Annotated in this window: 35 protein-coding genes and 1 pseudogene; 28 read left to right on the top strand and 8 right to left on the bottom strand. The window is 28.4% G+C overall.

What is annotated here, in order from left to right; translation table 11 throughout:
* Positions 1–281: 281 nt before the first annotated feature.
* On the bottom strand, positions 282–434 hold the full coding sequence (locus tag CSPA_RS30610) for a helix-turn-helix domain-containing protein (protein WP_015393755.1): 153 nt from the start codon (positions 432–434) through the stop codon (positions 282–284).
* 259 nt (positions 435–693) lie between these two features.
* Between CSPA_RS30610 and CSPA_RS17860 the strand changes: the two genes are divergently transcribed.
* The 7 genes from CSPA_RS17860 (at position 694) to CSPA_RS17830 (ending at position 4,212) form a co-directional block, all read left to right on the top strand.
* Positions 694–915: a helix-turn-helix domain-containing protein gene (locus CSPA_RS17860; RefSeq protein ID WP_015393754.1), complete on the top strand. Its 222-nt coding sequence runs from the start codon at positions 694–696 to the stop codon at positions 913–915.
* Positions 890–1,138, top strand: a complete 249-nt coding sequence (locus CSPA_RS17855) for an excisionase family DNA-binding protein (RefSeq protein ID WP_015393753.1) — start codon at positions 890–892, stop codon at positions 1,136–1,138. The genes CSPA_RS17860 and CSPA_RS17855 overlap by 26 nt, the downstream gene beginning before the upstream one ends.
* A gap of 195 nt (positions 1,139–1,333) precedes the next feature.
* Positions 1,334–1,525: a hypothetical protein gene (locus CSPA_RS17850; RefSeq protein WP_017810492.1), complete on the top strand. Its 192-nt coding sequence runs from the start codon at positions 1,334–1,336 to the stop codon at positions 1,523–1,525.
* A gap of 142 nt (positions 1,526–1,667) precedes the next feature.
* Positions 1,668–2,828 carry a phage replisome organizer N-terminal domain-containing protein gene (locus CSPA_RS17845; RefSeq protein ID WP_015393751.1) on the top strand — a complete coding sequence of 387 codons (1,161 nt, stop codon included), beginning with the start codon at positions 1,668–1,670 and terminating at the stop codon, positions 2,826–2,828.
* Positions 2,829–2,859: 31 nt separating this feature from the next.
* Positions 2,860–3,504, top strand: coding sequence for an ATP-binding protein (locus CSPA_RS17840; RefSeq protein ID WP_015393750.1), 645 nt, complete (start codon positions 2,860–2,862; stop codon positions 3,502–3,504).
* Positions 3,505–3,572: 68 nt separating this feature from the next.
* Positions 3,573–3,815, top strand: a complete 243-nt coding sequence (locus tag CSPA_RS17835; protein ID WP_015393749.1) for an AbrB/MazE/SpoVT family DNA-binding domain-containing protein — start codon at positions 3,573–3,575, stop codon at positions 3,813–3,815.
* A 1-nt stretch (position 3,816) separates the two neighbouring features.
* A complete protein-coding gene (locus CSPA_RS17830; RefSeq protein ID WP_015393748.1) occupies positions 3,817–4,212 on the top strand; it encodes a hypothetical protein in 396 nt (131 codons plus the stop codon).
* A gap of 131 nt (positions 4,213–4,343) precedes the next feature.
* On the opposite strand, the gene CSPA_RS17825 is transcribed toward CSPA_RS17830, so the two are convergent.
* Entirely contained in the window at positions 4,344–4,562 is a 219-nt protein-coding gene (locus tag CSPA_RS17825) for a DUF2922 domain-containing protein (protein ID WP_015393747.1), read from the bottom strand.
* 42 nt (positions 4,563–4,604) lie between these two features.
* Positions 4,605–4,829, bottom strand: a complete 225-nt coding sequence (locus tag CSPA_RS17820) for a DUF1659 domain-containing protein (protein ID WP_015393746.1) — start codon at positions 4,827–4,829, stop codon at positions 4,605–4,607.
* A 129-nt stretch (positions 4,830–4,958) separates the two neighbouring features.
* On the opposite strand from CSPA_RS17820, the gene CSPA_RS17815 reads away from it, so the two are divergent.
* The 15 genes and pseudogenes from CSPA_RS17815 to CSPA_RS17745 form a co-directional block, all read left to right on the top strand.
* Positions 4,959–5,258: a hypothetical protein gene (locus CSPA_RS17815; protein ID WP_015393745.1), complete on the top strand. Its 300-nt coding sequence runs from the start codon at positions 4,959–4,961 to the stop codon at positions 5,256–5,258.
* Positions 5,259–5,437: 179 nt separating this feature from the next.
* Positions 5,438–6,856 (top strand): phage baseplate assembly protein V, encoded by a 1,419-nt coding sequence (locus CSPA_RS17810; RefSeq protein ID WP_015393744.1) that lies wholly within the window; start codon positions 5,438–5,440, stop codon positions 6,854–6,856.
* A gap of 58 nt (positions 6,857–6,914) precedes the next feature.
* Complete coding sequence (locus CSPA_RS17805; RefSeq protein WP_015393743.1) at positions 6,915–7,277, top strand: DUF4280 domain-containing protein; 363 nt, start codon at positions 6,915–6,917, stop codon at positions 7,275–7,277.
* A gap of 18 nt (positions 7,278–7,295) precedes the next feature.
* Positions 7,296–8,741, top strand: a complete 1,446-nt coding sequence (locus CSPA_RS17800; protein WP_015393742.1) for a contractile injection system protein, VgrG/Pvc8 family — start codon at positions 7,296–7,298, stop codon at positions 8,739–8,741.
* Positions 8,738–9,247, top strand: a complete 510-nt coding sequence (locus tag CSPA_RS17795; protein ID WP_015393741.1) for a hypothetical protein — start codon at positions 8,738–8,740, stop codon at positions 9,245–9,247. Before CSPA_RS17800 ends, CSPA_RS17795 begins: the two co-directional genes overlap by 4 nt.
* Before the next feature lie 2 nt (positions 9,248–9,249).
* Positions 9,250–9,885: a hypothetical protein gene (locus CSPA_RS17790; RefSeq protein ID WP_015393740.1), complete on the top strand. Its 636-nt coding sequence runs from the start codon at positions 9,250–9,252 to the stop codon at positions 9,883–9,885.
* Positions 9,885–10,847 (top strand): pentapeptide repeat-containing protein, encoded by a 963-nt coding sequence (locus tag CSPA_RS17785; protein ID WP_015393739.1) that lies wholly within the window; start codon positions 9,885–9,887, stop codon positions 10,845–10,847. The genes CSPA_RS17790 and CSPA_RS17785 overlap by 1 nt, the downstream gene beginning before the upstream one ends.
* A gap of 31 nt (positions 10,848–10,878) precedes the next feature.
* Positions 10,879–11,790: a hypothetical protein gene (locus tag CSPA_RS17780; protein ID WP_015393738.1), complete on the top strand. Its 912-nt coding sequence runs from the start codon at positions 10,879–10,881 to the stop codon at positions 11,788–11,790.
* A gap of 15 nt (positions 11,791–11,805) precedes the next feature.
* Positions 11,806–12,570, top strand: coding sequence for a hypothetical protein (locus tag CSPA_RS17775; protein ID WP_015393737.1), 765 nt, complete (start codon positions 11,806–11,808; stop codon positions 12,568–12,570).
* Between the two features lie 172 nt (positions 12,571–12,742).
* Positions 12,743–12,919, top strand: coding sequence for a hypothetical protein (locus tag CSPA_RS29800; RefSeq protein ID WP_157228398.1), 177 nt, complete (start codon positions 12,743–12,745; stop codon positions 12,917–12,919).
* A complete protein-coding gene (locus tag CSPA_RS17765) occupies positions 12,906–13,196 on the top strand; it encodes a hypothetical protein (RefSeq protein WP_017810496.1) in 291 nt (96 codons plus the stop codon). The genes CSPA_RS29800 and CSPA_RS17765 overlap by 14 nt, the downstream gene beginning before the upstream one ends.
* Positions 13,197–13,326: 130 nt before the next feature.
* On the top strand, positions 13,327–14,379 hold the full coding sequence (locus CSPA_RS17760; RefSeq protein WP_042314773.1) for a leucine-rich repeat domain-containing protein: 1,053 nt from the start codon (positions 13,327–13,329) through the stop codon (positions 14,377–14,379).
* Between the two features lie 212 nt (positions 14,380–14,591).
* Positions 14,592–14,735, top strand: a complete 144-nt coding sequence (locus CSPA_RS30275; RefSeq protein WP_173682143.1) for a hypothetical protein — start codon at positions 14,592–14,594, stop codon at positions 14,733–14,735.
* 2,061 nt (positions 14,736–16,796) lie between these two features.
* On the top strand, positions 16,797–17,390 hold the full coding sequence (locus CSPA_RS17750) for a lysozyme inhibitor LprI family protein (RefSeq protein WP_015393733.1): 594 nt from the start codon (positions 16,797–16,799) through the stop codon (positions 17,388–17,390).
* A 193-nt stretch (positions 17,391–17,583) separates the two neighbouring features.
* Positions 17,584–17,958, top strand: a pseudogene (locus CSPA_RS17745) (YkvA family protein); the annotation flags it as partial.
* Between the two features lie 598 nt (positions 17,959–18,556).
* Here CSPA_RS17745 and CSPA_RS30270 read toward each other — a convergent pair.
* Both CSPA_RS30270 and CSPA_RS17740 read right to left on the bottom strand, forming a co-directional pair.
* A complete protein-coding gene (locus CSPA_RS30270) occupies positions 18,557–18,733 on the bottom strand; it encodes a hypothetical protein (protein ID WP_017810499.1) in 177 nt (58 codons plus the stop codon).
* A gap of 30 nt (positions 18,734–18,763) precedes the next feature.
* The gene (locus CSPA_RS17740; RefSeq protein ID WP_015393731.1) at positions 18,764–18,979 is read right to left on the bottom strand and encodes a hypothetical protein; all 216 of its coding nucleotides are present in this window, start codon (positions 18,977–18,979) and stop codon (positions 18,764–18,766) included.
* 158 nt (positions 18,980–19,137) lie between these two features.
* On the opposite strand from CSPA_RS17740, the gene CSPA_RS30265 reads away from it, so the two are divergent.
* The 5 genes from CSPA_RS30265 to CSPA_RS17720 all read left to right on the top strand — a co-directional run bounded on the left by CSPA_RS30265 (position 19,138) and on the right by CSPA_RS17720 (position 23,643).
* Positions 19,138–19,302, top strand: a complete 165-nt coding sequence (locus CSPA_RS30265; RefSeq protein WP_015393730.1) for a hypothetical protein — start codon at positions 19,138–19,140, stop codon at positions 19,300–19,302.
* Positions 19,303–19,424: 122 nt separating this feature from the next.
* Positions 19,425–19,817, top strand: a complete 393-nt coding sequence (locus CSPA_RS17735; RefSeq protein WP_015393729.1) for a hypothetical protein — start codon at positions 19,425–19,427, stop codon at positions 19,815–19,817.
* Positions 19,818–21,339: 1,522 nt separating this feature from the next.
* Complete coding sequence (locus CSPA_RS17730) at positions 21,340–21,996, top strand: hypothetical protein (RefSeq protein WP_015393728.1); 657 nt, start codon at positions 21,340–21,342, stop codon at positions 21,994–21,996.
* Between the two features lie 279 nt (positions 21,997–22,275).
* Positions 22,276–22,890, top strand: a complete 615-nt coding sequence (locus tag CSPA_RS17725; protein WP_017810501.1) for a DUF2971 domain-containing protein — start codon at positions 22,276–22,278, stop codon at positions 22,888–22,890.
* Positions 22,891–23,073: 183 nt separating this feature from the next.
* Positions 23,074–23,643 carry a hypothetical protein gene (locus CSPA_RS17720; RefSeq protein WP_015393726.1) on the top strand — a complete coding sequence of 190 codons (570 nt, stop codon included), beginning with the start codon at positions 23,074–23,076 and terminating at the stop codon, positions 23,641–23,643.
* A 162-nt stretch (positions 23,644–23,805) separates the two neighbouring features.
* On the opposite strand, the gene CSPA_RS17715 is transcribed toward CSPA_RS17720, so the two are convergent.
* Positions 23,806–23,994 (bottom strand): YvrJ family protein, encoded by a 189-nt coding sequence (locus CSPA_RS17715; RefSeq protein ID WP_015393725.1) that lies wholly within the window; start codon positions 23,992–23,994, stop codon positions 23,806–23,808.
* A gap of 77 nt (positions 23,995–24,071) precedes the next feature.
* Positions 24,072–24,593 (bottom strand): hypothetical protein, encoded by a 522-nt coding sequence (locus tag CSPA_RS17710; protein ID WP_015393724.1) that lies wholly within the window; start codon positions 24,591–24,593, stop codon positions 24,072–24,074.
* 274 nt (positions 24,594–24,867) lie between these two features.
* On the opposite strand from CSPA_RS17710, the gene CSPA_RS17705 reads away from it, so the two are divergent.
* Positions 24,868–25,110: a hypothetical protein gene (locus CSPA_RS17705; protein WP_015393723.1), complete on the top strand. Its 243-nt coding sequence runs from the start codon at positions 24,868–24,870 to the stop codon at positions 25,108–25,110.
* 53 nt (positions 25,111–25,163) lie between these two features.
* On the opposite strand, the gene CSPA_RS17700 is transcribed toward CSPA_RS17705, so the two are convergent.
* Entirely contained in the window at positions 25,164–25,751 is a 588-nt protein-coding gene (locus CSPA_RS17700; protein WP_015393722.1) for a sigma-70 family RNA polymerase sigma factor, read from the bottom strand.
* Positions 25,752–25,945 lie beyond the last annotated feature (194 nt).

The raw sequence follows: 25,945 nt of genomic DNA, 5'->3' as shown, positions 1-25,945 counted from the left end.
TAAAAGAAAAAATAGGATGTAACAAGAATAAAATTGTAGCTTGTTACTTATGATTTTTTTCTATTATATAATTGATATCTGCTTTAAGAGCAGTAATTAATAATTAACCAAGAGAATATTTTTAATTATTATGTTGATTGAAAATTTCGTTACCACTTTTAAATGAACCAAGTTCTAAAACAGTATCTAAAGCTTTTTTTAAACTTTTAAAATCATCTCTAGTATTTACATAGTACTCTTCTTTATACCATATATTTAAAATTCCTCTGGCAATTCACTAATTAATACCAACTTTTCAATAAGACTTTTAGATGGAGTAAAGTTCCACTTTCTATTAAGCTATAGTAACTTTCACTAACTTTTAATTTGTCAGCTATTTCTTTTTTTCTTAGTTGAAGATCATTTCTGTATTTTTCTAAGTGTTCATTAAACATATGCGTCCCTCCTTAAATTTATTATAAAACAACTTTGCAGAATTGCAAAATATTTGTTTGTAAAAAATGGAAAATAAAATTAGTAAAGATATGATTAAGTATATTTCTTGTATTAGAATAACAATAAATTAATTAATTATTGCGAAAATGAAAATTAACTTTACAAAAATCAAAAATATATTATTAAACTGTAATTTTTTAAAAAACAACTTTACAAAATTATGGAATGAATTTACAATTAAGGAAAGGAGTGGAGAGAATGAATTTAAAACAATTGAGAAAAGAAAGTGGAATAAAGGCATATAAGATTGCAGAAAGACTTCATATTAGCAGAATGCAGTTTAGCAATATTGAAAAAGGTAAATGCAAAGTGGACATGCTCAAAATGGAAAAGTTAAGCAAAATTTATGAAAAGAGTATTGATGAGATCAAAGCAGCATGCGAGGGGACTTATTATGAACGAAGAAGAGATAATATTTAGTAAACTTTATGATGTTATTAAAAATTCTTGCTTAAATAGAAAGACACTTACAGTATTGGAATGTGCAGAGTTTATAAATGTAAGTAAAGAAAAAATAAGAGAGTTAATAAATAAGCCTAATACTGATTTTCCTTATTTTAAAGTTGGAGCAAAAGTATTGATAAATAGAGATTTATTACAAGAATGGCTTCAAAAAATATCATTAGAACATAGACAGATATAGACGGAATTTTAAATTTTCGCATGAATTTAAGAATGAAGATAGAGTTGAAGAAATTATGTTCAAATTTGAAAATAAATATCTTGCTAAAAATGTATTTGCTTAAATTTACTAATAATTAGCATGAATAAATTTATTAAGGCAAATAAAAATATGATACTAGTATGGTTAATTGTTGAAAAAAGAGGAGGATTTACAATGATCAGAAAATTTGAAGGTTTTACAGCTAATGATTTAATAGAAATACTAAGTAATTATCCAAGGAATTTAAAAGTATGTAACCAAATACTTGGAGAGAATTTTCCATTTAAGCAAGTTGAAGAATGTACTTATTATGATTGGAAAGATGGAAAGAAAATTAATGAACACAAAGGAATATTAATAAAATAAAAAATTGAAATTAATGAGGGATGAAGAGTGAATTTTAAAGTCTTCAGATATTATGTATTAACATGCAAATTAATAGGAGTTACTCCATCTTTTGAAGGTCTTTTACGATTTGAAATATTTTATGTGTGGGAGAAGGATAATTATGGCTGATGTTGTTATGTGGGTTAAATTTAAAGTGAATATGTATGAAGACACTAAACTTAAAATAATAGATAGTGAGGACAAAAGAGACTTATATCATTATATTTGGTCGAGATCTATTGTTTTAGCTGGGAAAGTAAATCTTGGTGGATATTTGTACATTAATGAAAAAATGCCACACACAATTAAAACGTTGGCTATAGAATTTAACAGAAGTGTTGAAGAAGTAAAAGATGCATTTAAAATACTTAGAAAATTAGAAATGATTGAACTTACTGAAGATAAAGTTTTTAAAATTAAGAATTGGGAAAAGCATCAAAATGTTGAGGGAATGGAAAGGGCTAAGCAATTAAATATTAATAGAGTTGCAAAATGTAGAGCAAAAAAGAAAGCAGCTAATGATAATGGTGAAGGAGAAATTGAACTAGCTTCATCTGCAAGTGATGTTGTTAAAGCAGCTGGAAATGAAGCTGATATTCAAGTGGGTGAAAATACATCTAATGATATTAATCAAGATATCAAGGAAAGTCAAAATAACGATACTACAGAAAATAATAACAAAGATTCCTCTGATGAAAATTGTAATGTTACCTGTAATGCTGAAAATTCTAATTGTAACGTTACAGTAATGGAACAGAATAAGAAAGAGATTAAGAAAAAGAATAAGAAGAAAGAGATAGAGATAGAGAATGAAAATAGTGTGGGTGATATAAATAATAAAAGTTCAACTTTCATTGAGGAGGTAAGTAAGTCTAGTCTCTTAGAAAATAATAATACCAAAAATGAATCTTCAGAGAATGATATTAATCTCAAAGCTTTAGAACTTATACAATATCATGAGAAAATCACAGGCAAAGTTGGTGGATGTGACTATGTATCACTTAGAGCTGCTATTGATATTCATGGTGTGAAGTGGGTTAAGATGGCTATGGATGTTGGCTTTGAGAAGAATTGTCCTGATATAAAGTATGCCATTGGCATATTAAAAAACTGGAGAAGAGAAGGGTACCCAGAAGAAAATATGGAGGTGAAGAAGAATGGGGTTAGAAGCACTGGAACGAGTAACACAACAGATACAAATAAATTTGCAGGATTCAAACCAAAAGAACCACGAAAGCTTACAGAAGCTCAACGAAAGTGGGCAGAGGAAAACCTTATATAAATGCGATAAATGTTGTGATACTGGTTGGGTTTTGGTACCACAGGAGAATAGTCAGCCACTAGCTGTTAGCTGTGAATGTAGAAATATAGAAAAGCTAAAAAGTGAGTGGAGGTATTCTGGAATTAATGTGGAGCAGAGTAAACATACTTTTTTTAACTTTGAGGTATGGAATAAAGCATCTGAAAGATTAAAGGATACGGCTGCAGCTTATTGTACTAACTTTGATGAAATTAAAGATAAGAGAAGAAATAGTATTTTATTATGTGGACAAGTTGGTAGCGGCAAAACGCATGTTAGTGTTGCTATAGCATTATATTTTTTAAAACAAAGAATTAAAGTTGTGTATATGCCTTATAGAGATGTGATCACAAAGATAAAACAAAATATGATTGATCAAGAATACTATGGAAAAATGATATCAAAGTATAAATTATGCGAGGTACTTCTTATTGATGACCTCTTCAAGGGAAAAATTAATGAAAGTGATCTTAACATAATGTTTGAAATAATTAATTATAGATATTTAAACTTTCTGCCAATCATAGTTAGTAGTGAATTTTCTATTAATAGATTACTAGCTTTTGATGAAGGGGTAGGGTCACGTATATATGAAATGTCAAAAGATTATGTAGTTGAAATAGAAAAGGATATAGGAAATAATTATAGGCTTAAATGAGCAATTATCAATTGTTAAAGTTCAGTGGTAAATTGTAATTGAAATATATTGAAAGGGTGTTTTTAAATATGAAAGAATCAGGAATGGTAAGAAAAGTTGATGCGTTAGGAAGGTTTGTAATACCAAGTGAAATTAGAAATGTTCTTGGTATTAGTGAAGGAGATCCATTAGAAATAGTGAAGGTTAATAATGAAATAGTTGTTAAGAAATATCATAGAGGCTGTATTTTTTGTGGATGTGAAAAAGGTATTTTAGCATTTAAAGATTTAATTGTTTGTGAAGGATGCAGAAAGGATTTTGGACAAGAGTAAAATGGACAGGCCAAAAGATTTTCATAACCGTTTAGAATGTCCGTACTGCAAAAGATCTGAAGAACATGGTGGTGAATGTAAGGGGAAAAGTATCGTTAGAAGCAGAGATGAAGGTTGCTTATACTTTGATATGGATGAAAAGGGATGTATTAGAAATACAGATCAAAAGATACCTTTTAATTTATATAGTGATATTCCACCAATTGGTATGTGGCAAGATGGATGGACCATATGCAATCAACGGACAATGATAAAGATTAAGAAGATATATGCCTTAAGCTGGAATGATAGGAAAGGTTTATTATATGTGAAATGTAATTTAGAATATTTCATAAATGAATTTAGCGAAGAATTTGAAAAACAAGAAAGTAAACCAAATTTAAAAGTGATTAAGTGATAATTAAATATAAGATATTTCAAATAATATAATTTGAAAATGTTACTGAGTAATAAAGTATTATGAATATTAATAAAAAAATAGAAGCTCATCTCATATAAAAAGATAAGCTTCTATTTTTAGTCTTTAAACTAAGCTACATCAAATTTAGTAACTTGTCTTTGAGTAACCTGAGCGCCTGATTTCTTAACTAAATTGCCAGAATTAGTTACAAAAACATCTTTGGCAATTATAGTATCCATAAGCGAATTAATCGCTTCTTTAGTAATATCTGTTTTAACACCAGGAACATTTAAAGTGCTTTTTTCACCAGATGATGTTAGAAAAGTCATAGACAAAGTATATTCCATTTATTTTACCTCCAATCTTAAAAATTATTTTTGGGAATGATCCTAAGCATTTGCTAAAATAGAAGCTTCATTTATAAAATAGTCTCTAGTTTTAGCCTGCATAACACCTTTAATTGCTTCTGCAACAGCATATACATTTTCAGGTGCAGCATTTGTTTTAATGCCTGAGAAAGCCTTCTTTGTGTAAATTGGATCGCCGGCCTTATCAGTCCCTTTTTGAACTTCAATACTAAGTGAAGCAGAGTCGATAGTTTTAGTTACAGCCATTTGTTTTTACCTCCTTCATCTTTATTTCGTAAATGATATATGGACAAATTTTAGTCAAAACATAAATAATAAAAAATTTTTTGAGTTACCAAAGAACTAAAATAGATTAATAATAATGAAAGGTTAAATATGAAAAATGAATGTCCTATTGATGGTCAAATAAGTATATTTGATTTACTAGTAATAGAAGTTATAAAAACAAAAGAAATTAGTATTAAAAAAGAGGAAAATATAGAATCAGATAAGCTTGATTCTATTGTTAAATTATATTCTGAAAGCTGCAGCAGAATAGTAAAAACTCTCAGTGGTGCATTGCTAGTAGAATTGGATGATAAAACATTATATTTTAATTCAACTGGAATAAATGAGTTTGAGCTTGCTAAAGATGCAGCTATTATACCAGGAGAAGAAATAATTATTGTAATTTGAAAGAAGAATTAAATATTAATAAGATAATTTTCAAAAAATTATACTAAAGTATAATGGATTATTTTGTAAAGTATGTTTACAATTAAAGGAATGCTTGTAATATAACTATATTTATGTAGATTATAAGATAATATAAAAGAATATATAATTTTAGATAATGATTGTTAGGGGATGAGAGAATGGAGACAAATATAAATGAGAAAAAAATTGAACCTATTGACTATAGGCAGATAGGCATATCTACATTTGAATTGGAATATATAAAAAGTTTTAAAGTAGAAGCAAGTATTAATAATCATAGTAGTTTAGATTTAGTGGGAATATTACCTGTAGATAAAAAAGATGATGACATTCATACAAGTAATAATACTCCAATTGAGGTATATGCTACAACAGAAGAAGGGAAAAAAACAATTTTTATTGGAATAATAACTGAAATTAAGGTTAAAAAATTTGCGGAATATTATGAATTACATATTAAAGCTAAAAGCTATACTTACTTAATGGATATCAGAAAGAAGCAACGTTCTTTTCAGAATATAAATTTTGATATAAATAACTTAATAGGTTTGATTATAAAACCTTATTATAAGAAAGCTTATAACTGTTATGTAGATGATGAGCCATTAAATAGGCTATGGGTGCAGTATAACGAGACAGACTGGGAATTTATTAAGCGAATAGCTTCATATTATAATGCAGGAATTTATGCTAATAATACCTTAGAAGGGGTTCATTTTTTTGTAGATACACCAGAATTGCAAAGAAAAAATTTAGAAATAAATGAATATATAGCTACGAAACTAATTGAGGATTATGATTCTATAAGAGAAAATGACTTACCAAATGCAAGTGAGGTAAATTATATTACATATAAAGTAAAAAGTTATGAGCTTTTGGAATTAGGTGATAATATTAGTTTTAAAAATTTACAATTCTATGTGTCAGAGTTTGTTTATGAAATTAAAGACAATGAAAGTATATTAGAAAATACTTATGTTATTAGACTTAAAGGTGGACTGAAACAAAAAAGATTGTATGGAGAAAATCTAGCAGGTGTTTCATTAGAAGGTTCTGTTTTAGCAGTCACTGGAGATAAAATCAAAGTTAAATTAGACATAGATCAAGAACAGGATTCCAGCACAGCATATTGGTTTAAGTATTCGACTTTAGCAGCATCATCAGATGGTAGTGGATGGTACTTTATGCCAGAAATAAATGATAGAGTGCGTGTTTATTTTCCAGCAAATGATGAAAAAGATGCCTTTGCCATAAGCTGTATACAGCAGATTAAAGGAGATCCTGAAGTAAAATATATATCAACTATTTATGGGAAAAAAGTTATCTTTTCTAAAGATAGTGTTACCATTACAGCTAATGATAATGCTACCATTGTCCTTGGAAAAGGAGGTGGAATAAGCATTAGTGGAGGTAGTATAAGTGTAAATGCAAGTGAGGCTATTAATCTTAGAGCGGAAAATAGCATTGTTATATCGGGAAAAGATAATGTAGACATAAGCTGTGATAAAGGTGGTAAAGTTACTTTGGATTCCGGAGGAAATATTGTATTAAATGGGACTAAAGTGAAAATCAATTAATAGTGAAAAGTAGATTTACATTGATATAAAAAAGTTTTTTACAATACAGGAGGGTATTATGGCAATAACTTATGTAGTAGATGGAGCAATAATAGAATGTTCCCAAGGTATTGGAGAAAGTACCTTGGGAAAAGGCTGTGAGTGGAATTTGGAACTTCATGATCAAAAAATACTAACGGTAGGAGATAATGTGGTAAATAAGAATGTGCAGCCTTTTCCACTATGCAAAAGTCCTAATAATCCAGCAGTTAAAGCAGGTGGGATGAAACCTGTTCCTTGTAATCCAGTTATATGTAAGAAATGGATTAAAGGGAAGACAGATTTTATTTTAAAAGGTGAAATGGCATTAACTAGTGAATGTTTATTGTCTTGCATGTATGGAGGAATAATAGAAATAGTAGATGATGGACAAAGAAAATAATAGTGGGGGTAGTTAAAAATGATTATTAATTATGAGAATGTGCAAGTTGAACTGCCTTTTGAAATATTACATATAAAAAAATTGAATTTTACAGCTGAAGTAAATGAACATCATACGTTAAAATTAGAAGCTCTTATAAGTGAAGAAAATGCAGAAAAATATTTAGAAGAAAGTGTTGATTGGAAGGAAGTAAAATTATTAGTCAATAAAACTCCTATTTATGTTGGCAAAATTATCAAGCTTGAAATTTGTTATAAAGGACAAGTTGCATATTTAAAATTGAAAACTATATCTTATTCTTATGATTTAGATATAAAAAAACATAAACAAGCTTTTATTAATTTAAATAGTACATATGAAGATGTAATTAAAAAGGTTTTAAGCAAATATACAAATGTAGATTTTAAAGATGATATTTCAAATGGGAAAATTATAAAAAATTTACTTGTACAATATGAGGAAACTGATTTTGAATTTTTGAAGCGTTTAGCCAGCCATTTTGAAACAGTATTAGTTGTAAATTCAACTTCTAGTGCACATAGAATTCATTTTGGAGTGGAAACGAGTTATAAAGAAGCTAAACTGGAACCATACTTTAGTGAAGTTAAAACTAGTTTTAATGAATTCAATAAAATTAGAAATTCAATAAATGAAGAAATCGGACAACAAAACTTTATTGGTTGGAAGACAATAGGAAATGAATATATACCTTTATGCAGTGAAATTATTTATGAAGGTCAAAGAGTTTGTGTAACAAAGGTTGACATGGAAATTAGTAATGGTGAGATAAATTATACATATGTATTGAAATTTTTAAAAGGTATCAAAACGACCTATATAATTAACTCTAAGCTTAAGGGAATTAGTTTAGAGGGTATTGTTAAGAATCGAAGGGATAATGAAGTCCAAGTACATTTTTGTATTAATGATTCTTATGAGAATGTAGAAAGTAATAAATGGTTCTTCTTTGGTAGAGAAGTCTCAAATTCTTATTGTATGCCACTAATTGAGGATAAGGTGCGAATATCTTTTTTAACAGGAGATGAAAAAGATACAATAATAACAAATTCAGTTAGAATTGCAGGAGCAGATGCAAAATATTATAGTAAAATATCGACACCTAGTAATAAATCATATTCCACAGAAAATGGACAGGAACTTTTAATGACACCAGATAAGCTTCAAATAGCAGAGGATGATGGGAAAAGTATTCAAATTACTTTAAATAAAAATGGAAGTATTAATTTAACAGGGAAAAATATAAGTCTAGATGCATCAAAAAATATTGAAATTGGAACAAGCTTATCATCGAGTTTTAATAGTAAAGTATTTAAGCCTAAGAGTATTAAGATATCAGCTAAAAACAAAGTGACAGTCACAAGATCATGTAAAGGTGTTAATTCAGCTGAAAGCATTCAGCTAGCAGAAGAAAATCATTTGAGGGGAATTGTTAAATTACTATGAAGTATTTTGAAATATTAGAGGATTTGAGAGTTCAATATAGATATAAAATTGAAAGCTTAGAGTGGACACAAATAGAAGAAGAAAGTATAGGAATTGTAAATTTTCAAGGTGAAGAGGACATGGTGCCTGACTTTATTGTTTACAAAAAGCAGTATTTAATTTCAGCTGAGTTTAAAAAAATTATAGAAATGTATACAGATGAAGTGAGTTTCAAATTAGTAATGTTTAATAATATAAAAGCTCAGGTTCAAAAAGAATATTATTGTGTAGAACCATTGGTGATTGAAGGGTTAGGAGGAAGTAGTACATATAACAAAGACAATTCTGTAAATAAAAAAGTATTAAGCTTTACAAAGGTAAAAGATTATAAGGTTTTTGGATTAAAAGAACTACATCTTACACAGTTTTCAAGGCCACATATTTTTGTGGATTTAGATATTGTAGAAAGTGTATTACGACGAGATTTGTGGGGAATGGTCTTTGAAGAATTGTCTGTGGAGGATTAAGTATGGATTTTTTAGATGAAAAGATTGCAGAACTTCAAAAGGAAGCTTATAGGGAAAAAAAGCATAGTGAAATTAATAGTGTGGAGAATGAGAAAATAGAAGAAGAAAATATAAACGAAATATCACAGGAAGAAGTATCAAAAGCAATTAGTAATGGTTTCTTAAAGATAAATGAAGAAGAATTACTTTTTGAAAGAAAGACATGTTTTGAAGGGAAAGTTGTAATTCCAATATTAAAAGATTTTTTTGATGAATTCCAAGAAAATGAGATTTTATACTGTTGGACTAAGAAACAAAAACTAAGTATTATTGCTGCAAAATTAGGAGCTGATGAATTAATTAATACTGCTGAGGATTTAAAAGAAAAAATTAGAGTTTTTTTCAAGGAAAATGAAATTTACACTGAATTACTAGAGTCAAGGGAAGAAGTAAATGAAAATTATCACAAGTATATTATTACTTCACGAACACCAACAGCTTTAGATTATATATATCAATACATAATTTATTTAAAATTAAAAGATGAGATGTTTAGTGTAACTTTAACTTGTTTAGAAGAAGATATAAAACAGTGGGAAAAAATTATGATAGGAATTGGAGAACTTATTGAGATAAATGAGGGAGAAATAGAAGAGTAATGAATGAATCTGAGGATAAGTTTTTAAAAGAAACAGTTGAGCCGATTTTAGAAAAGTATAAAAACGAAGTTTTATTAAAGATTTTGGATAATGAAGAAAATTTAAAAAATCAAGTATCTAAGGCGTTAGAAAATATATCAGAAGTGGCACAAGGGAAAGAGAATTATAAAGTTAAATATATAGAATTTTCTTTGCTTCAAATTGGATTTTTAAATGAAAAATATGAAGTGACAGCTATAGCTTATGATGATAATTGGTATGTAGGAGAAAGCATATGGGAAGTATTTACTATAGATTATATTTTTGAAGATTTAAAGGATATTAAAGCAAAGTTATTTCAAGATATTAAAAAGTATGTTGGGAAAATAAGAGCTTTTTATATTGAACAATATATTTTGAAGCAGTTACCAACTTATAATATGTATTTCTCATATTTCTTAATAAAATGGTTAAAACAATGGGATGAAGAAAAAGCATTTGGGAAAATGCCAAAGGGAGAAACTCTTCAGATGACTTGGGGAGAGTATAAAAATTACTCTCAAAAAATATTTTACCATGATAGTAGGCCTAAAAAAGAAGAGCGATTCAGAGAATTAATTCAAAAAGGAAAGCAAGAAGAAACAGTTTTTTCAAGTTGGACAAGCTTAAAGTTAGATAAACTGAAAATTGAAAGTATTGATATAAGTTGTATGAACTTGAAAGAAAGTGAATTGAAAAATATTTTTTTCTTATCTTCAATGTCAGTGGGATTAAACTTAAAAAAAGCATTTTTAAGAAACTGCTACTTTAGAAAATGTGATTTAGGAGCAAGTGATTTTACAGAAAGTCATTTGGAAGATGTTGTTTTTGAAAATTGCATTTTAAGAAATAATTGCTTTAAAGATGCAAAGTTTAAAAATGTATATTTGAGTGATGGCAAGAAATTTAAAAATATTTTAAGGGAAGAAGATTTATGGGGGTAAATATGGTAACATGTAAGGGAGTTGAGATATAGTGCTAGAGATAGTCATAATAGGAATAGCAGCACTTGTAACAGGGATATCTGCATTAGCAATGCATAATAGTGCTGCACAATCAAAAAGTTCATCTGTTCCAGGATTAAGTGCATTAAGTGAAATTGGGAAAATAAAAGATAAGCTTGAAAAAAAGGCTAAAGCTAAATTCTTTTTGGGAATAGTCGAGATATTAGCAGTGATTTATTCTGAAAATGAAGAAAAACTAAATAATGTAGCAAGTTTAGGGGCTTCAGTTTCAGCTAAAAGTACAGCAATAGCAATAAATGCTGCACAAGATGCAATTCAAGCTGTAAGAGGAGGAAATGCAAGTACAGGAATAGATTCATATAGTCCAAGAGTAATAGATGATGGTCCAAGCACACCACCATTAATACCACCGGCAGTAGATGATGGACCAAGTACACCTCCATTAATACCACCAGCAATAGATGATGGATCAAGTACACCGCCATTAACGCCTCCAGTAATAGATAATGGACCAAGCACGCCGCCATTAATACCACCAGCACCGGATGATGGACCAAGTACACCACCATTAATTCCACCGGCACATAAGGAATTAGAGGACATGATACTTCGGGCAAAAGTAGTACCTAAGACTGGAACTTGGATACCAGTTGGTAAAACAGAAGAAGAATGGAAAACAGATCATGGATATACATTGGGTCCTAATACACTTAATAAAAAAGAAGGTGAACATAAAAAGAGTTTTCCTTTAAAGGATAAAAATGGAAATGTAATAGGTAGAGTAGATAGAGGATATAGAGTTAATGGTAATGTTGTTGTGGATCATGTTCATTTAAATACAGATGTAGGAAATGTTCATCATTGGTTTAATGATAAGCCAAAGAAAAATAACAAAAATAAAAATAACAAAAATAAAAAATAGAAAGAGGTACCTATCATGTATAACATTAGTCACTTCGGATTATTAGATAATGAAAGTCAATTAGAAATTTTAGAATGTTTTATAAAGGATGATGAAGATTTATTATTTCAGCATTATATAAGAAATAAAATAAAAGAAGATGATATAACATCTGAAGAAGCGATAGAGGAAATAGATGATTTTTTCGATGAATATTGCAAAGATTTACTATTTTATTATGATAAAACGGTAAAAGATAATATAGAAGAAAAGGTTAAAAAAATATTGTTTGAAAGTATATATGGTAAAGATGATATTCGTGATTTGGAGAAGCGAAACAAAATTGAAGAAAAACTTTTTAAAGAATTAAAAGATGATGATTTAGATATAGATGATAAAGTTTTAGAAAAAATTAAAAATACAATATATATAGAAAGTTATAACAATAATTATGACAAGGTAGAAGAAGAATTCGTATGTAAAAGAGAAAAATTCTCAAATAATATATGGATATGGGAAGATGGAGTGCAGAGAAGTGATGGAGTAACTAGTTGGTATAAACCACAAAGCAAAGAAGAGTATTTACATGCAATGAAACTTGAAGTGTTCTATGGAGTAATAGTTCTAAAAAAAGATATAAATTTTGAAGAATATTCATATGCTTTAGCTTATTATGAGACAGCAGAAGATTATGATCTAATGATATTTGAGAAGAATGAGGATGACTTTAAAAATGTAGTTATTAAAAAAATAGAAGTTAAGAATTTAGAAGTTGCAAGAAATATTCATAAAATTTATTAGTGGTCTTAGAGCATATTTAGAATAATTTTAATATTATATTTGTTATACAACCAACAGGAATTCCATGGTATACAAAATAAAAGTTAAGAATAAAAGAAAGGTTGATTATTATGTTTGGGAATATAAATTAAAGTAATAGATGGTGATTGTTCTGGTAAAGATTAATGAAAAGATGAAAAAATTATTAAAAGAAATAGAAGAATCAGAAAAAACTGCAGGAATTAAGAGTGATGGATTATTTGCAATTATGTTTCTGAATTTTAAGGAAGTGCATAATAATAGATTTGGAAGATACTATAAAGGAAGAGAATGTAGATTTTCAAAGAATATTATCCATGTTTGGAGATAGGACAGGGTATGAAGCAAGTTGTAATGAAATAATAATAAATTATTACATTGATGATTTAGATGATAATATAATCATACAAACTGGTAAAATTATAATGGACTCATGGAAGGAGAAATTGAAAGAAAAGTATCCTAAATATCAGTTTTCTATAATATTAAGTTTCAATAAGGGATATTGTACTATTAGGTTTCATAAAATTAGGGAAGATGAAGATAGATGGCTAGAAAGTGATTTAGATAAATATGAAAATGAAGCAATAATTGTTGAAGAAATTTAATTTATTATATTATATATCTTAAAAAATTGTTATCAATCAACACAAATTGAATCACAGTACCTTGTTAATGATGATAAGTAAAATTGTTTATGGTTTTATGGAATAGATTAATATGCGTGGAGTAATAAAAATGAAAGTAGCATTTGAAGATACACAATTTGAGAATGATATAAGAAAAAATATTAATAAGTTGGAAGGAGATATCACTGAAGATGATTTAATTAATCTTACTGAATTAAGTATTGGGCACTATAGTGATGAACAATATATTACGAGTATAGAAGGAATACAATATTGTGAAAATCTTAAAAAGTTAGAGTTAATAGAAATTGGTATAAGAGATATTTCATTATTGAAAAATTTAAAAAAGTTAGAGTATCTTGACTTAAGCAATAACTATATAAAAGATATTAATGAGATTCGAGATCTGAATCTAATAGAATACCTAAATTTATCGTATAACCCAATTGAAAATGTAGATGTAATTGAAAAGTTACCAAATTTGAAGCATTTAAATTTATTTGAGACACAAGCAAAAGTTCCTAAAATAATGAATCCTACAGAAATATTATCTATAGGAATTCTTAATAATTGTATGGATTTAGAATTTCTTACTAAGTATGATAATGTTAAAGAGATTTTCGCTCCAAAGTGGATAGATGATTTCAATACTATTAAAAAATATATTAAATACGTTGATGCAATAGAGAAATTATATTTGTATAATAGTAAAATAAGAACTTTAAATTCTTTGGAAGGTTTTATAAATTTAAAAACATTGGATTTATCTGCAAATAGTATTGCGGATATTACAGGACTAAAATATTTAACAAATTTAGTTGAACTTGATTTAAGTATAAATAAAATTAGTGATATTTCGTTTATTAGCCACTTGGAAAAACTTGAAAAGTTATCATTAGATTCAAATTTAATTCACGATATTAGTGCTTTAGAAAATCTTAAAAATTTAAAAGAGTTAAGATTAATGGAATGTGGAATAAAAGATATTTCAGCATTGAAGTATCTAGTGAATTTGGAAAAATTATATTTAGACTATAATAAAATTACTGATATAAGTAGCATTGAAAATTTATCTAAATTGCAAGTATTATGGATAGATGGGAATAAAATAAATAATCAAGAGATTCTTAAGAAACTAAATGTAGAAGAACTTATTTATTAATATATATATTGCAATTAAAAATTTACAATGCCCAACTTAGGGCGAAATCGCTACGTGATTTCTAAAATAATTAATATACCTGTAGAAAACTAATTGTAATCCCTCTATTAGATGAATGTTTTCCTGAGTTAGGAAAGTTATTTTCAGATATTTTAGGTAAAACATCATTGGAAATACTAAAAAAGTATCCGTTCCCGAAGGATATGAAAGCTATGAGAATTGATAAAATTACAGAATTATTGAAAAGTGCTACTAAAGATAGAGTTGGGATAAGTAAAGCAACTTTAATTTGTGAAGCAGCAGAAAATTCTATACGCGTCTCTGCTGGTTTAGATGGAGACAAGCATAGATTGTAAAGATGGTGCCACTATGGAATTTGGTGTATTGTGAAATGTGAATAATCCTACATGTGCAGATTAAATTTAAGTTCAGAGATTAAGCTTGGGTTCGGAAAGAGCCAATACGTAATACCCTTTCGCTTTGCTCCAAGGCACTACCTTGATACTTTCCTAATTGATTTAGGTGTGTTAAAATGGCTTAAAGGCTCAGCCTTAAAGCATAAGATTAATGTTTCTATATTCAATAAGGAAGTAATAGACCAGCTTATTATCATTCCTGTAATATTTATATAAAAGTATTTTTATATTGTATAAGTCTAACTCAAGGTTATTTCATTAAAGCTTGCCTATTACCTTGATTTTAACTCGCTTACGCTTAGACAAAGGAAAAGAAGTACAAGCTATATTAAGATCTAAAATTCTTTTTGTGTAATCCAGATTATTATTATTATGTCTGTTACCTGAAGGTCTTGTCTTTATAGCTTGTACTTCTTATTGTTTTTATGGCTGCCGGCAGCAAGGAATAAATTTATTAAGGAGCACTGCGTGCTCCTTTGTGGCTGCGCAACTCTATAGTTTCTAGTTATTTTTATGTGTAAGCAATTATTATTGTATTCATGTATAGCAAATTAATTATATATACCTATTCATATATATGAATTAGTTACTACTATATACGTATTTCTTAAAGGACAAGATATTGTATTAGATAATTATTTGGGCGCCTTAATCCACCACCCTAAAAAGGACAGGTCATTAGCTAGAGCTTCTAAGTGCCTAAAAGTCTCCTCCAAAGTCGGAGCCTTTTATTCACTAAGAATCTCTATGCATTAGACTAGTCCTTTTTTGGGTTCCCGGTGGGGTGCAGAAGGCAAGCACACTTCGCTAAACAACCCGTTATCCCGTAAATGTCCAGGCTGAAATTTTAAATGGCCATAAGTTTTTAAGGTCTTTTGTGTTAGTAAAGATTTTTATAAATTAAGGTTTATTCCTTAATTTCAGCTAGGACACTTCGGGAAACGTTATTTAGCTAAATGTACATGCCTTCTATCTGGTATCAGGGTTTATTTCTGTATATGAAAGTGTAGTTGTTATTGTGGTATTTGTTGCATCATAAACTATAGATAGTCCTGCATATGGAGATAAGCGTTTTTAGTGAATGTTAAGTCCTCAAAGAAGTTAATGTTTCCCTCATCCATCCTTCTATCTCTAAATTCAGATGTTAAATCTAAGTCCGGAAAGAGTCAATACGTAATAGCCTTTCGCTTTGCTCCAGGTTATTACATTGACACTTTCCTTTGCAATTGCTCTAAGTGTGGTAAAAGTCTTAAAGGCTGCGCCTTAAAGTCTAAGATTAATGTTTCTTCATTCAATAAGGAATTATAGTTTATAGTTAAACTAAGGATATGGTCCTTGGTATTTAGGCTATAGTAATTTTTACTGCATAGAGATTGTTGTAGCCTGCCGGCAGCAAGGAAGTAATAGGCACAGCCTATTACAATTTATAACTCGCTGCGCTCGAACAGATTTGGAGCTGACGCTCCAAATCTTTCTTTTATACATTAACTTATAGTAGCTATAGCAGTTTTATTATTTCTTTATATATAAGGAGTTATTACTATATACGTATCTATTATAGGAATAGCATTAATAGGTAATATGTATTTGGGCGCCTTATCCACCACCCAAAAATGGACAGGCCATTATTTGGGCTCCAGGTGGGGCACATAATTCGTGTCTTAGTGGCCTGTTCGGATCATTCGTCATAGTTTGGGGTTATTTTAATATGGCTTTCAGCGGACGGTTTGAGGGCGGGGGGCTTGGAATTACTATTAAAATAGCAGGTCCATCTTGTACAGATTTTTTAGTCCCATCAAAGTTCGTTCTAATTCAACTTATATTTGATGTGACAGGCAAACTTGCACAAGATCTCCCCCAGATTTCCCACATTTTTTTAGATCTTTTGTGCCTGTTTAATAGAAAATGTGAAGTAATTAATGATAATAACGGTCTTTATACTTGTATAATATATTTATACAAAATATGCTATAATTTGTATAAAGAAGGTCAATCACATTTGTGATAAGAAAGGATGAAGAAATGAAAAAAGTATCTATTATAGCAATTGTTATATCCATTGGCTTCTCTATATTTGGATGTACTATAAATAAACAAAGGGATCAAGAAACTAGTAGTAGCTTAGTATCTAAACAAGAAGATAATTTGGAATCTACACAAGAAACATTTGAAAAAGAAAATAATAACGATAAGTCTTTAGAATCAAAAAATCAAGGTGTAATTGCTAATAAAACTGGGAGAAAAGATTATTATTTAGAGAAACTTAACGATATTCAGGCAAAAATAGATAAGGATTATAATTTTAAAGATACAAATACCACATATGAAATGAGAAATGTAAGTGGAGCTCAGTATAGAATGTGGGATGATGAATTAAATGAGATCTATAATGAATTGAGGAAAGCTTTACCTTCTGCACAAATGGAAAAGTTAAAGGAAGAAGAAATAAAATGGATTTCCCAAAAGGAAAGTGATGCAAAAAATGCAGCAGATCAAGTAAAAGGCGGAACTCTAGAACCAGTTAATTATTCTCTATCTTTAGCGGACTCAACCAAAAAGAGATGCTATGAATTAGTGAATAATTATTTTAAATAATTATAGTAATATAAAGTATTTTAAGTTAATAAGAGGTTTAGACAACGTTATGTTTATAATATATGTTATTATCATTTCATAATGGTAAATAAGTGTGAAATAAAAATTATTCAAAAAGAGACATACAAATAGTAATTCTACGCAAAAATTACATAGCGTATTATAAGAAATAAAATAGAAGAGGAGAATTTAAATGAAAATAGAAAATAAAGTATTTACTGAAGAAAAATTAAAAACAGTACTTGATTCTAATAGTGAAGAAGCACAATCAACTATTAATGATGAGGATAAATTTGAGAGACTTGTTCAAAGACTTGAAATCAAATTAAAGTTAGTACCTGGTATTGGAAAATATATAAGTGATATAGCTTGCATGGTTTCCTTAGTTAGAAGTTACATAAAAAAGGAATATACTGATATACCTATAGGCACGATAATCAGTATAGTTTCAACATTGATTTATATATTATCACCTGTTGATTTAATTCCAGATTATATACCTGTGGTTGGCTATTTAGATGATTTAGCTCTATTAAGTTGGGTATTAAAATTAATTCATTCCGATGTTGAAGAATACAAGAAGTGGAGAATTGAAAATAACAAACAAATTGTAGAGGAAATTTAGTATATGCTTTTACATACTTACGAATTCCAACGTATCGTTGAGGTAATTCGTACTCTTCATAAATGCTGAATTAATAAAATAGAAATTGACACATGCTTGACATAAATTTTATGTATTATAAATTTATAATATAGTTAATCATTATTTACCCATTATTACATGTAAATATCCAATATGCAGAATGATCTATTCACCCTAGTAGATCATTCTTTTTGTTTATAGAAAATACTAACTTTAAGGTTATAAAAATATTAAAATAATGTTTTTTTGGGAGGGTAATTATACCAGTAGAAAATAAATATTGTAAAGGGGATTGCGAGCTCTCACCCCTGTACAATATTTATTTTCTGTGGAGCCTAAGTTATTGCCCAAAAAACAACAGCTGGCTTGTCCTGTAATCTGGGTAATTGATTCTGTAGGTTTTCAAGGCTTTAAGTTTTGGCTTTGGGTAGTCTGGAATTTTAGATTAGTATAGTTGTTTATTGTTTATTCATAAAATTGAGTTAATAAAATAATCCTGGAGAGGTGGACCTCTTTAGGATTATTTTATTTCAAATTCAAGCTGTCTTGGTTTTGAATTTAGATAATATTTATATTTTTCTTCATAGTAGTGATGTACTTTTCTGCGTCCGTTTGGTGGCAATGTATTTAAAAGTGAATCATATTGATCTTTTGAAGAAAATCCTTCTTCTTTCTTTAACCAGGTTGTAAAAGTCATTGTATTGGTACTTTCATACTAATTTTATGATTAGTTATTATAAGAGGAAGATGCGTAATTGCCTCTAATCCCATTTGGTTTGTAAGTACTTTTGCCAATATTCATATTTCTCATGATAAAATAAGTCTGTTTTTTAGCCTCTTCTTTAGATTTTTCAGATATAATATTAAGCCATTCTTCGTAATTGGAAAGTGAAGCGAAACCTTCTTTAACTGTAAGCCATCTTGTAAATGAAAAGTATCTCATATATGTAATCCTTTCTTAACTTGATATTATAATTATTCCCAATTTTGCGAACTAATATTCTATGTTGCTTGTACAAATTTGAAATAAATTTTGTACATAAAACGTATAAGAAATTAATTGATGGATAGAATATTTTATAAGGAAGGAGTGGAAAATTAATGGAAGAAAAGAATAAATTAAAAGTTAAAAAGTCACCAACAAAGCAAGTACATTTGGAATGTGATTTGGCATTATACAATAAATTTGAGGAATATTGTTATAGGAATGGAAAAGATATAAGTAAAACCATAAGGGCATTCATGAAAATGTGTATAGGAGAATAAATTGCTTAATTTAAAGTATCTAAAATAGGCATTTTTTTGTACATAAAAATGTATAAAATTTTTGAAAGTGGGAAGAATATAAATAAGGGATGTGAGATAAAAAAGAAAGGTTAGGTTTAAAAATGGATAAGAAAAAGTATGAATCAAAAACACTAATTGCAGAATACAAATTTTTGAGTAAATTTGAGGAATTTAGGTTTTTGGAAACTGCTTATAGGCTTAAGGATGGAGCCATAATTATTGAGTTTGATGGTGCTAGTTTTAGTCTTTATGGATTAAAATTAAGCTATAAAAAGAACATAGGAAGAAAAGGTGTTTATGTTATAAATGATGAAGAGTATAGCTTTTGGAAATCCCTAAGAGGTAGAGATGATAATGAAAGTTATTTTGTGGATTGGGAAAAAGAACGTGATGATCAATTAGAAGAAACTTTGAAGGCTGAATTAAATGGGCAGATAAGTTTAGAGCATGATGAAATATTAGAAAGAGTATCTGGAGATAATTTACCATATTAATATAAGCACTTACATAGGGGAGAAATCCCCTAAAAATAATATTAAAATAAGGACATGCATCTGCAGTTTAAAAGAGCGAACAAGCTATGAATCATACATATCCATGATCAGTAGAGGACGCAAAAAAGGACAACCTCCAGGACGGAAAATATCTAAAGTGTTTATGAAAGGCTGTCCCACTGAGCAACATGCTAACTCATAGATTTTTCATATCGACTACACACATTTATATAAAATTTAAGTCAAGGCCGTAGAGCGAAGCGTGCCTTTACTTAAATTTTAGATAAATGTACCCTAGTATATGAAAAAACCATGTTCAAGAGATAATCTAAAGTTCCACAGGGGGGCGTTTTTGTACTGGCTTTTTCTTACTTAAGACTATAATTACAGAATAAAAAAGCTTTAATGTCGTATGACTAAAAATAATTTCAATTAAATATCTTTTATTATTTTTAGTTATTGGACATTAAAGCGTAGTTACATAATATACAATAATAACATCAGGAACTAAGCCTGTACAAAATGGACCTGCCATCACCTTTCTTAAACCTATTTCCATACTGGTGATGGCAAGTCCAAGCCCCCCATTCCCTTGCCAGCTTGTCTGGCCAATACAATTTAGTTTCGCATTTGCAAGACCTAACATATTGCTAAAAACTAAAATATACAGAATAAACTCTGGTTTCAGATGGAGGGGCGGCCTTGTTATTATGAAATAAAATATTAGTTTAAATGTTTATTAATATAGTTAGAAATTTAATTAACACACCCGCCCCGACGTGCCCCACCGGGTACCCAAAGAATGGACTAGTCTAATGCATAGAGATTCTTAGCGAATAAAAGGCTCCGACTTTGGAGGAGACTTTTAGGCACTTAGAAGATCTAGCTAATGACCTGTCCATTTTTGGGTGGTGGATAAGGCACCCAAATGATTATTAAATAAAGAAACCTGTCCTTTAGAAAATGCGTATATAGGAATACTGTCTATATACAGTATAAGAATAATAAATCAATCTAGTAATAAGAGTTAATAGCTATAGCTAATGATAAATTGAAATAATGTACAAAGAGTGATATTTGGAGTGGCGTAGCCACAAGGAGCACGCAGTGCTCCTCATATATTTATTCCTTGCTGCCGGCAGGCCATCGGACAAAGGAGAAGTACAAGCTGTATTGCTATAACTAGCTTATACACATATAAATAAATGCAATGATGAACAATGGATAAAAGAGTATACAGCTTGTATTTCTCTTCCTTTGTCTGAGAGTAAGCGAGTTACAATTAAGGTAATAGAAAAGCTTTAAGGGCATAACTTTAGGTTTATTTTATAATATATTAACATACTTCTATTCAAATATTAAAAAAGATATTATAAGCTTGTCTATTACTTCCTTAGTAGATTTGACGAATTGAGTTTAAATTTGATCTTTGATAATTGAATAATGTGGTATTTTTATTAAAAGATATGCTATGATTAATTAAAAGGCAAGCAAGAATTTACAAGAAAAGGATGATGATATAATGTCTAATGACTGGAGTTTTGTTGTTTCAGTAGTTAGTGCTTTAGGTGCTGTGTGTAGTGCTGCTGTTGCTTTTGTTGCATTGATGAACACTCGCAAACAAATAAATTTAAGTAACAAACAGATTTTGTTTGATAAGCGTATGGAGAACTACATCATTGCAAAAGGATTAATACAGTTATATAGGGAAAACTGTGAGCATATTAAGAATGAAAAATATGAATCAATGTTTCCAAATGATTTTTATTTCATGTTTCTAACAAATAATACTTATTTAGAGCAAATAGCTTACGCAATTAATAATCCACTAAAAGAGCCAAGCCATAAGGAATTATTAATTAAATTAGAAAATTTAAAGGACGTTGCTACTAAAATTAAGTTTTTATTTTCTGGCAATGCATCGACTTTATTGGAAAGTTTTGTTTTGAGCTATAAGGAAGTATTGCATGCAATGTATAAATATCAAATTGTTTTGAATGATATGGAGCAAGAAAATAAAAATCATAAATTAACATTTGAAGAAAGTTCACAATTATTTGGAGAGAAAGCACAACGAGTTAAAATAAAAAAAGCTTTTGACAATTTAAAGCAAGCAGATAGTGCATTAATAAAGGAAAACGCTGAAGAACAAATTGAAGAGCAAATAAGATTATACTAAAATGACAACCTAGTATTAAATAACTAAAATTATAATTTTTAGTTTTTTAGGCTAAAAATAGATAGATGTTTTTAATATCACATTATTCAAAGGATCAATAATGGATAGTGTGATTTTTTTTTGCATGTAATTATAACATTTTATAAATTAATCTTTTAAAATTGAATAATGTGGCGTGGAGAATAATAAAGTCAAATTAAAAAAAGAAGGATAATTGTAATTTATATGCAAAATGATATAATAATTACAAAAATAAACTTGATTTTAGGAGGAAGTGTGATGGCTTATAAATTAGAGGATTGGACAAAAAGAATTCGAAATAGATCAGATATGAGCGGTTACGTATATCATTTAACTAGAGGAAATGATAGTTTGGAAACCATTGATGTCATTATCAAAATTCTAAATGATAGAAAATTAAATGGCAGTACTACAAACTCAGGTTTTATTGTTGGATCCAATAAAGCTGTATGCTTTCAAGATACTACTACGTATGGATTATGTCAAAATACTTATCATGAACAAATATTACGGAGTAATGATAAGAAGCTTAAAGTTAGATATAGGCCTATAGGATTAGCTTTTGAAAAAACATATGTTTACGAAAAAGGTGGACGACCAGTGATTTATGAAAAAACTGAGGATGCAAAAAAATTGCTTGATAAAGATGAGTGGTGGAGAATTGTTAATTTTGATTTAAGTAATCGCGACCAAATAATTGACTGGACACATGAAAGAGAATGGAGAATAAAAGGTGATTTTGAATTTGATATAAGCAAGACAATTGTAGTACTAGTAAATAACAAAACGTATAAGAAGTTTATTTCAAAAGTTGACAAAAATATTTTACAATATATAGGAGGGATTATCGTTCTAGATCCTATATTAACATAACCAAGTTTATTTATTATTCTTTTTATTATGGCTAGTGTTGACACAAGATTTTTAATAAAACTATAATGATTTAAAATGCTGTGTAATAAAAATTTGATGAATTAGATTAATCTTTGATAATTGAATAATGCGATAAAAAGATTATGCTATAATCAACTTATAATACAAATTGTGGAGGAGAAAATGAGTATTAAAGATTTATTGTTTAACAAAGATACTGTTAATTCATGGATAAGTGTATTTGGAGCATTTTTAGGTACTTTTCTAGCAGGTATTGTGAGTGTTTTTATCGCGAGATGGACATTTAATAAACAAAATACTATGCAAAATTATGTGATAAGTAAAAATAGAGAAAAAGGAATACAGATGATAGAAGAATTTGTTCATTTAGCAATTGGTAGCTTGCTTTTACTTCAAGTTATGGAAGGTGAAAGAACGAACTTACACAATGTAATGACAAGAGAGATTAAAAAACTGAAAGATGTTAATTTTGAATTAAGTAATATTCCTAGTGAGTTAATTTCAATTGATATAAATATTCCATTTCAAAATATTCGAATTTTGTTAAAGATATTAGTAATTGAAATAGAAAATGTATTAATAAATCAGTATGAATCTGAAGATAAACTCATAAGAGAATTGGCAACGATTCAAATTGAAAGAAGGCTTTCATTAATAATTGAATATTTCATGAGCTTTTGCAGTAATCCAAAGTTTAAAAATATGTATGGAAATTTTTCTATTAAAAAATAATAAATTGCATAAAATGAATTTGCGGTATTTTTATTTTTAAAATACTACTAGATGAAGTAACATCAAATGAATTAATAAAACTTATATATAGTTACAATAGAATGAAAATATAAACAAATTTTAAGGCTATAAACATTGAAAATTAATGTTTATAGCCTTTTCTCATGCCACTTTATTAGAATCATCATTTTCAATAACAACTCCAAGTTTGGTTGAAATTATGGTGTTTAATTTGTTGATTGAATTGGATAGATTAATAATTTGTTTTTCCAAGCGAATTAGCAAATATGCTGCAACTGCTATGGCAAAACCATTATTTACTATCAAATTCATTAATTCATTTACTTCCATGATTTTATCACCTCCTGCAAAGGATATATGAGAAAAAATATATTAGTTTAGTAATTTGGAATAAATAATTTTTAAAGTTAATATTGTGTGCCTCCTTCATTTAAAATGTGATTGTGATAATGGGAAATTGCTATATCTACAATGCTACTAACACATACATTAATATCTGGATGTATGCTTTTTAATTCATTAATTTTTCGTATGGTAGAGCTTCTGAGGGTATAACTTCTTTTTATTGTTGGAGCTTCACCATCGATAGGAGGAGCAGCACCATTAGCTACAGGAGTTCTTCTGTTATCAAAAATATCATTTGTATTTGTAGAAATGTTTTTTACTTCTATAGGATCTTGGGAAGTACTTTGAATATTAGTTGGTGAAGTATCAATTTGGATATTAGCCTCTTCATATGATTTAATAGAAGTATTATCAGTTGATTTATTTTCAGGAAGTGATTTAGTGTTTTCTATTATCGAATTATCATCAAAAGAAAAGGATGAAATGCAGTTGCCGGGTACCGGAACATCACTTGTAAATCCAAATACTTCACCTTCATCATATTCAAAATCACTTTTTGGAATTTTATTTTTTCTTCTGGACATTAAGATTTCCCCCTTAATCAGATTATTTTAAATATTATCTTCTTAAATATGTTATATGGGTGGAGAATATAAATTCTTAAAAATTTTAGAATTTATGAATTTTAGAACTTTGGAATATAAGAACTTAAGAATTTTCTTATAAAATGCGGGTTGAGGGTAATGAGACATAAATTTTATAGTTATTTTTATGTGATTGAGGAGTTTAAAACATATATCCATAATAGCAGCTCATAAATTTTTTACAGCTGCAAATAATTTTTGGAGTGTGTTGGAAATGATTAAGGATCAAATTAAAATTAATTCAGAAGAAGCCGAGGTATATGATAAAAAGGAAATAGCTTTAGCTATCAGAAATTCAACGGTTGATGATGAATTGACTTGCTCACTTATTGAAGATGGTATACTTAATAAATGTGAGGGGTGCAGCTTAAAATATATTTGTGATGGAATTGATAAAGTTGTTGATGATTATGTGGAGAAAACTACCAAGGTAATTAATAGTTTTAATTTTGAATAAATATTAGTATTATAAAATGCAAGAGCTCCAAGGTTAAAATGACCTTGGAGCTCTTATGCTTTTGAATTTTTATAATTCATTGATATGCTATTTAATATCTTTTTTAAAATTGAGTTCTTTTTAAAAAGGGCAGTGGAGTAACGCAGATTTTTATAATAAGCGTAATCTTTAATTGTATTGTTTCTATAGAATATAAAGTCAATGAATTCTATTTCATCTTGATTTAAACTTTTAAGTGCAAGTCTTAATTCTTCATAATCGCAGAGGTCGCATAGAGAAGCTTCAGTAGATATTTCTTCTGATGGAATATCTTTTTCAAAATTATCATGTAGGCTTAAGGCATTATTACCTTCAGTAGAATTTCTATTTTTAATTTTTTTTATTAAATCATTCATATTATTTTTTATGGCATTGGTAGCATAGGCAACGAATCTATGCTTTTCTAAATTGTACATTGAAACGGATTTGAAAAGCGATTGATAACATTCTTGTTGAAGGTCTAGATTGTTGTATCCATCAATAAAAGTTCTTTTTGAAATATTGCAGATCAAAGGTTTAAATTCTGTAGCTAGTTTTTCTTTTGCTTCTTCATCATTATTTCTGCATCTAGTAACTAAAGTTTCAATATAATCAAAATCCATATAAACCTCCTTATTTCACTTAAGAGTTTAGGAACAATTTTTAATGAGATTTATTAAAATACAAATATTATATTTTGGGTTAAATTTATTTATATATCTAGTATATATGGCGGATAACCATATAAATTAGGTAGAGAAAAAATAAATTACATTTTTATAAAGATACATTTGAAAATTAATGATTAAAGAGGAGA

Source organism: Clostridium saccharoperbutylacetonicum N1-4(HMT) (genome assembly GCF_000340885.1).
In the GTDB taxonomy this organism is placed as follows: Bacteria; Bacillota; Clostridia; order Clostridiales; family Clostridiaceae; genus Clostridium; species Clostridium saccharoperbutylacetonicum.
The sequence above is the reverse complement of the archived record's forward strand: the minus strand, read 5'-3'. Positions and strand labels throughout refer to the sequence as shown.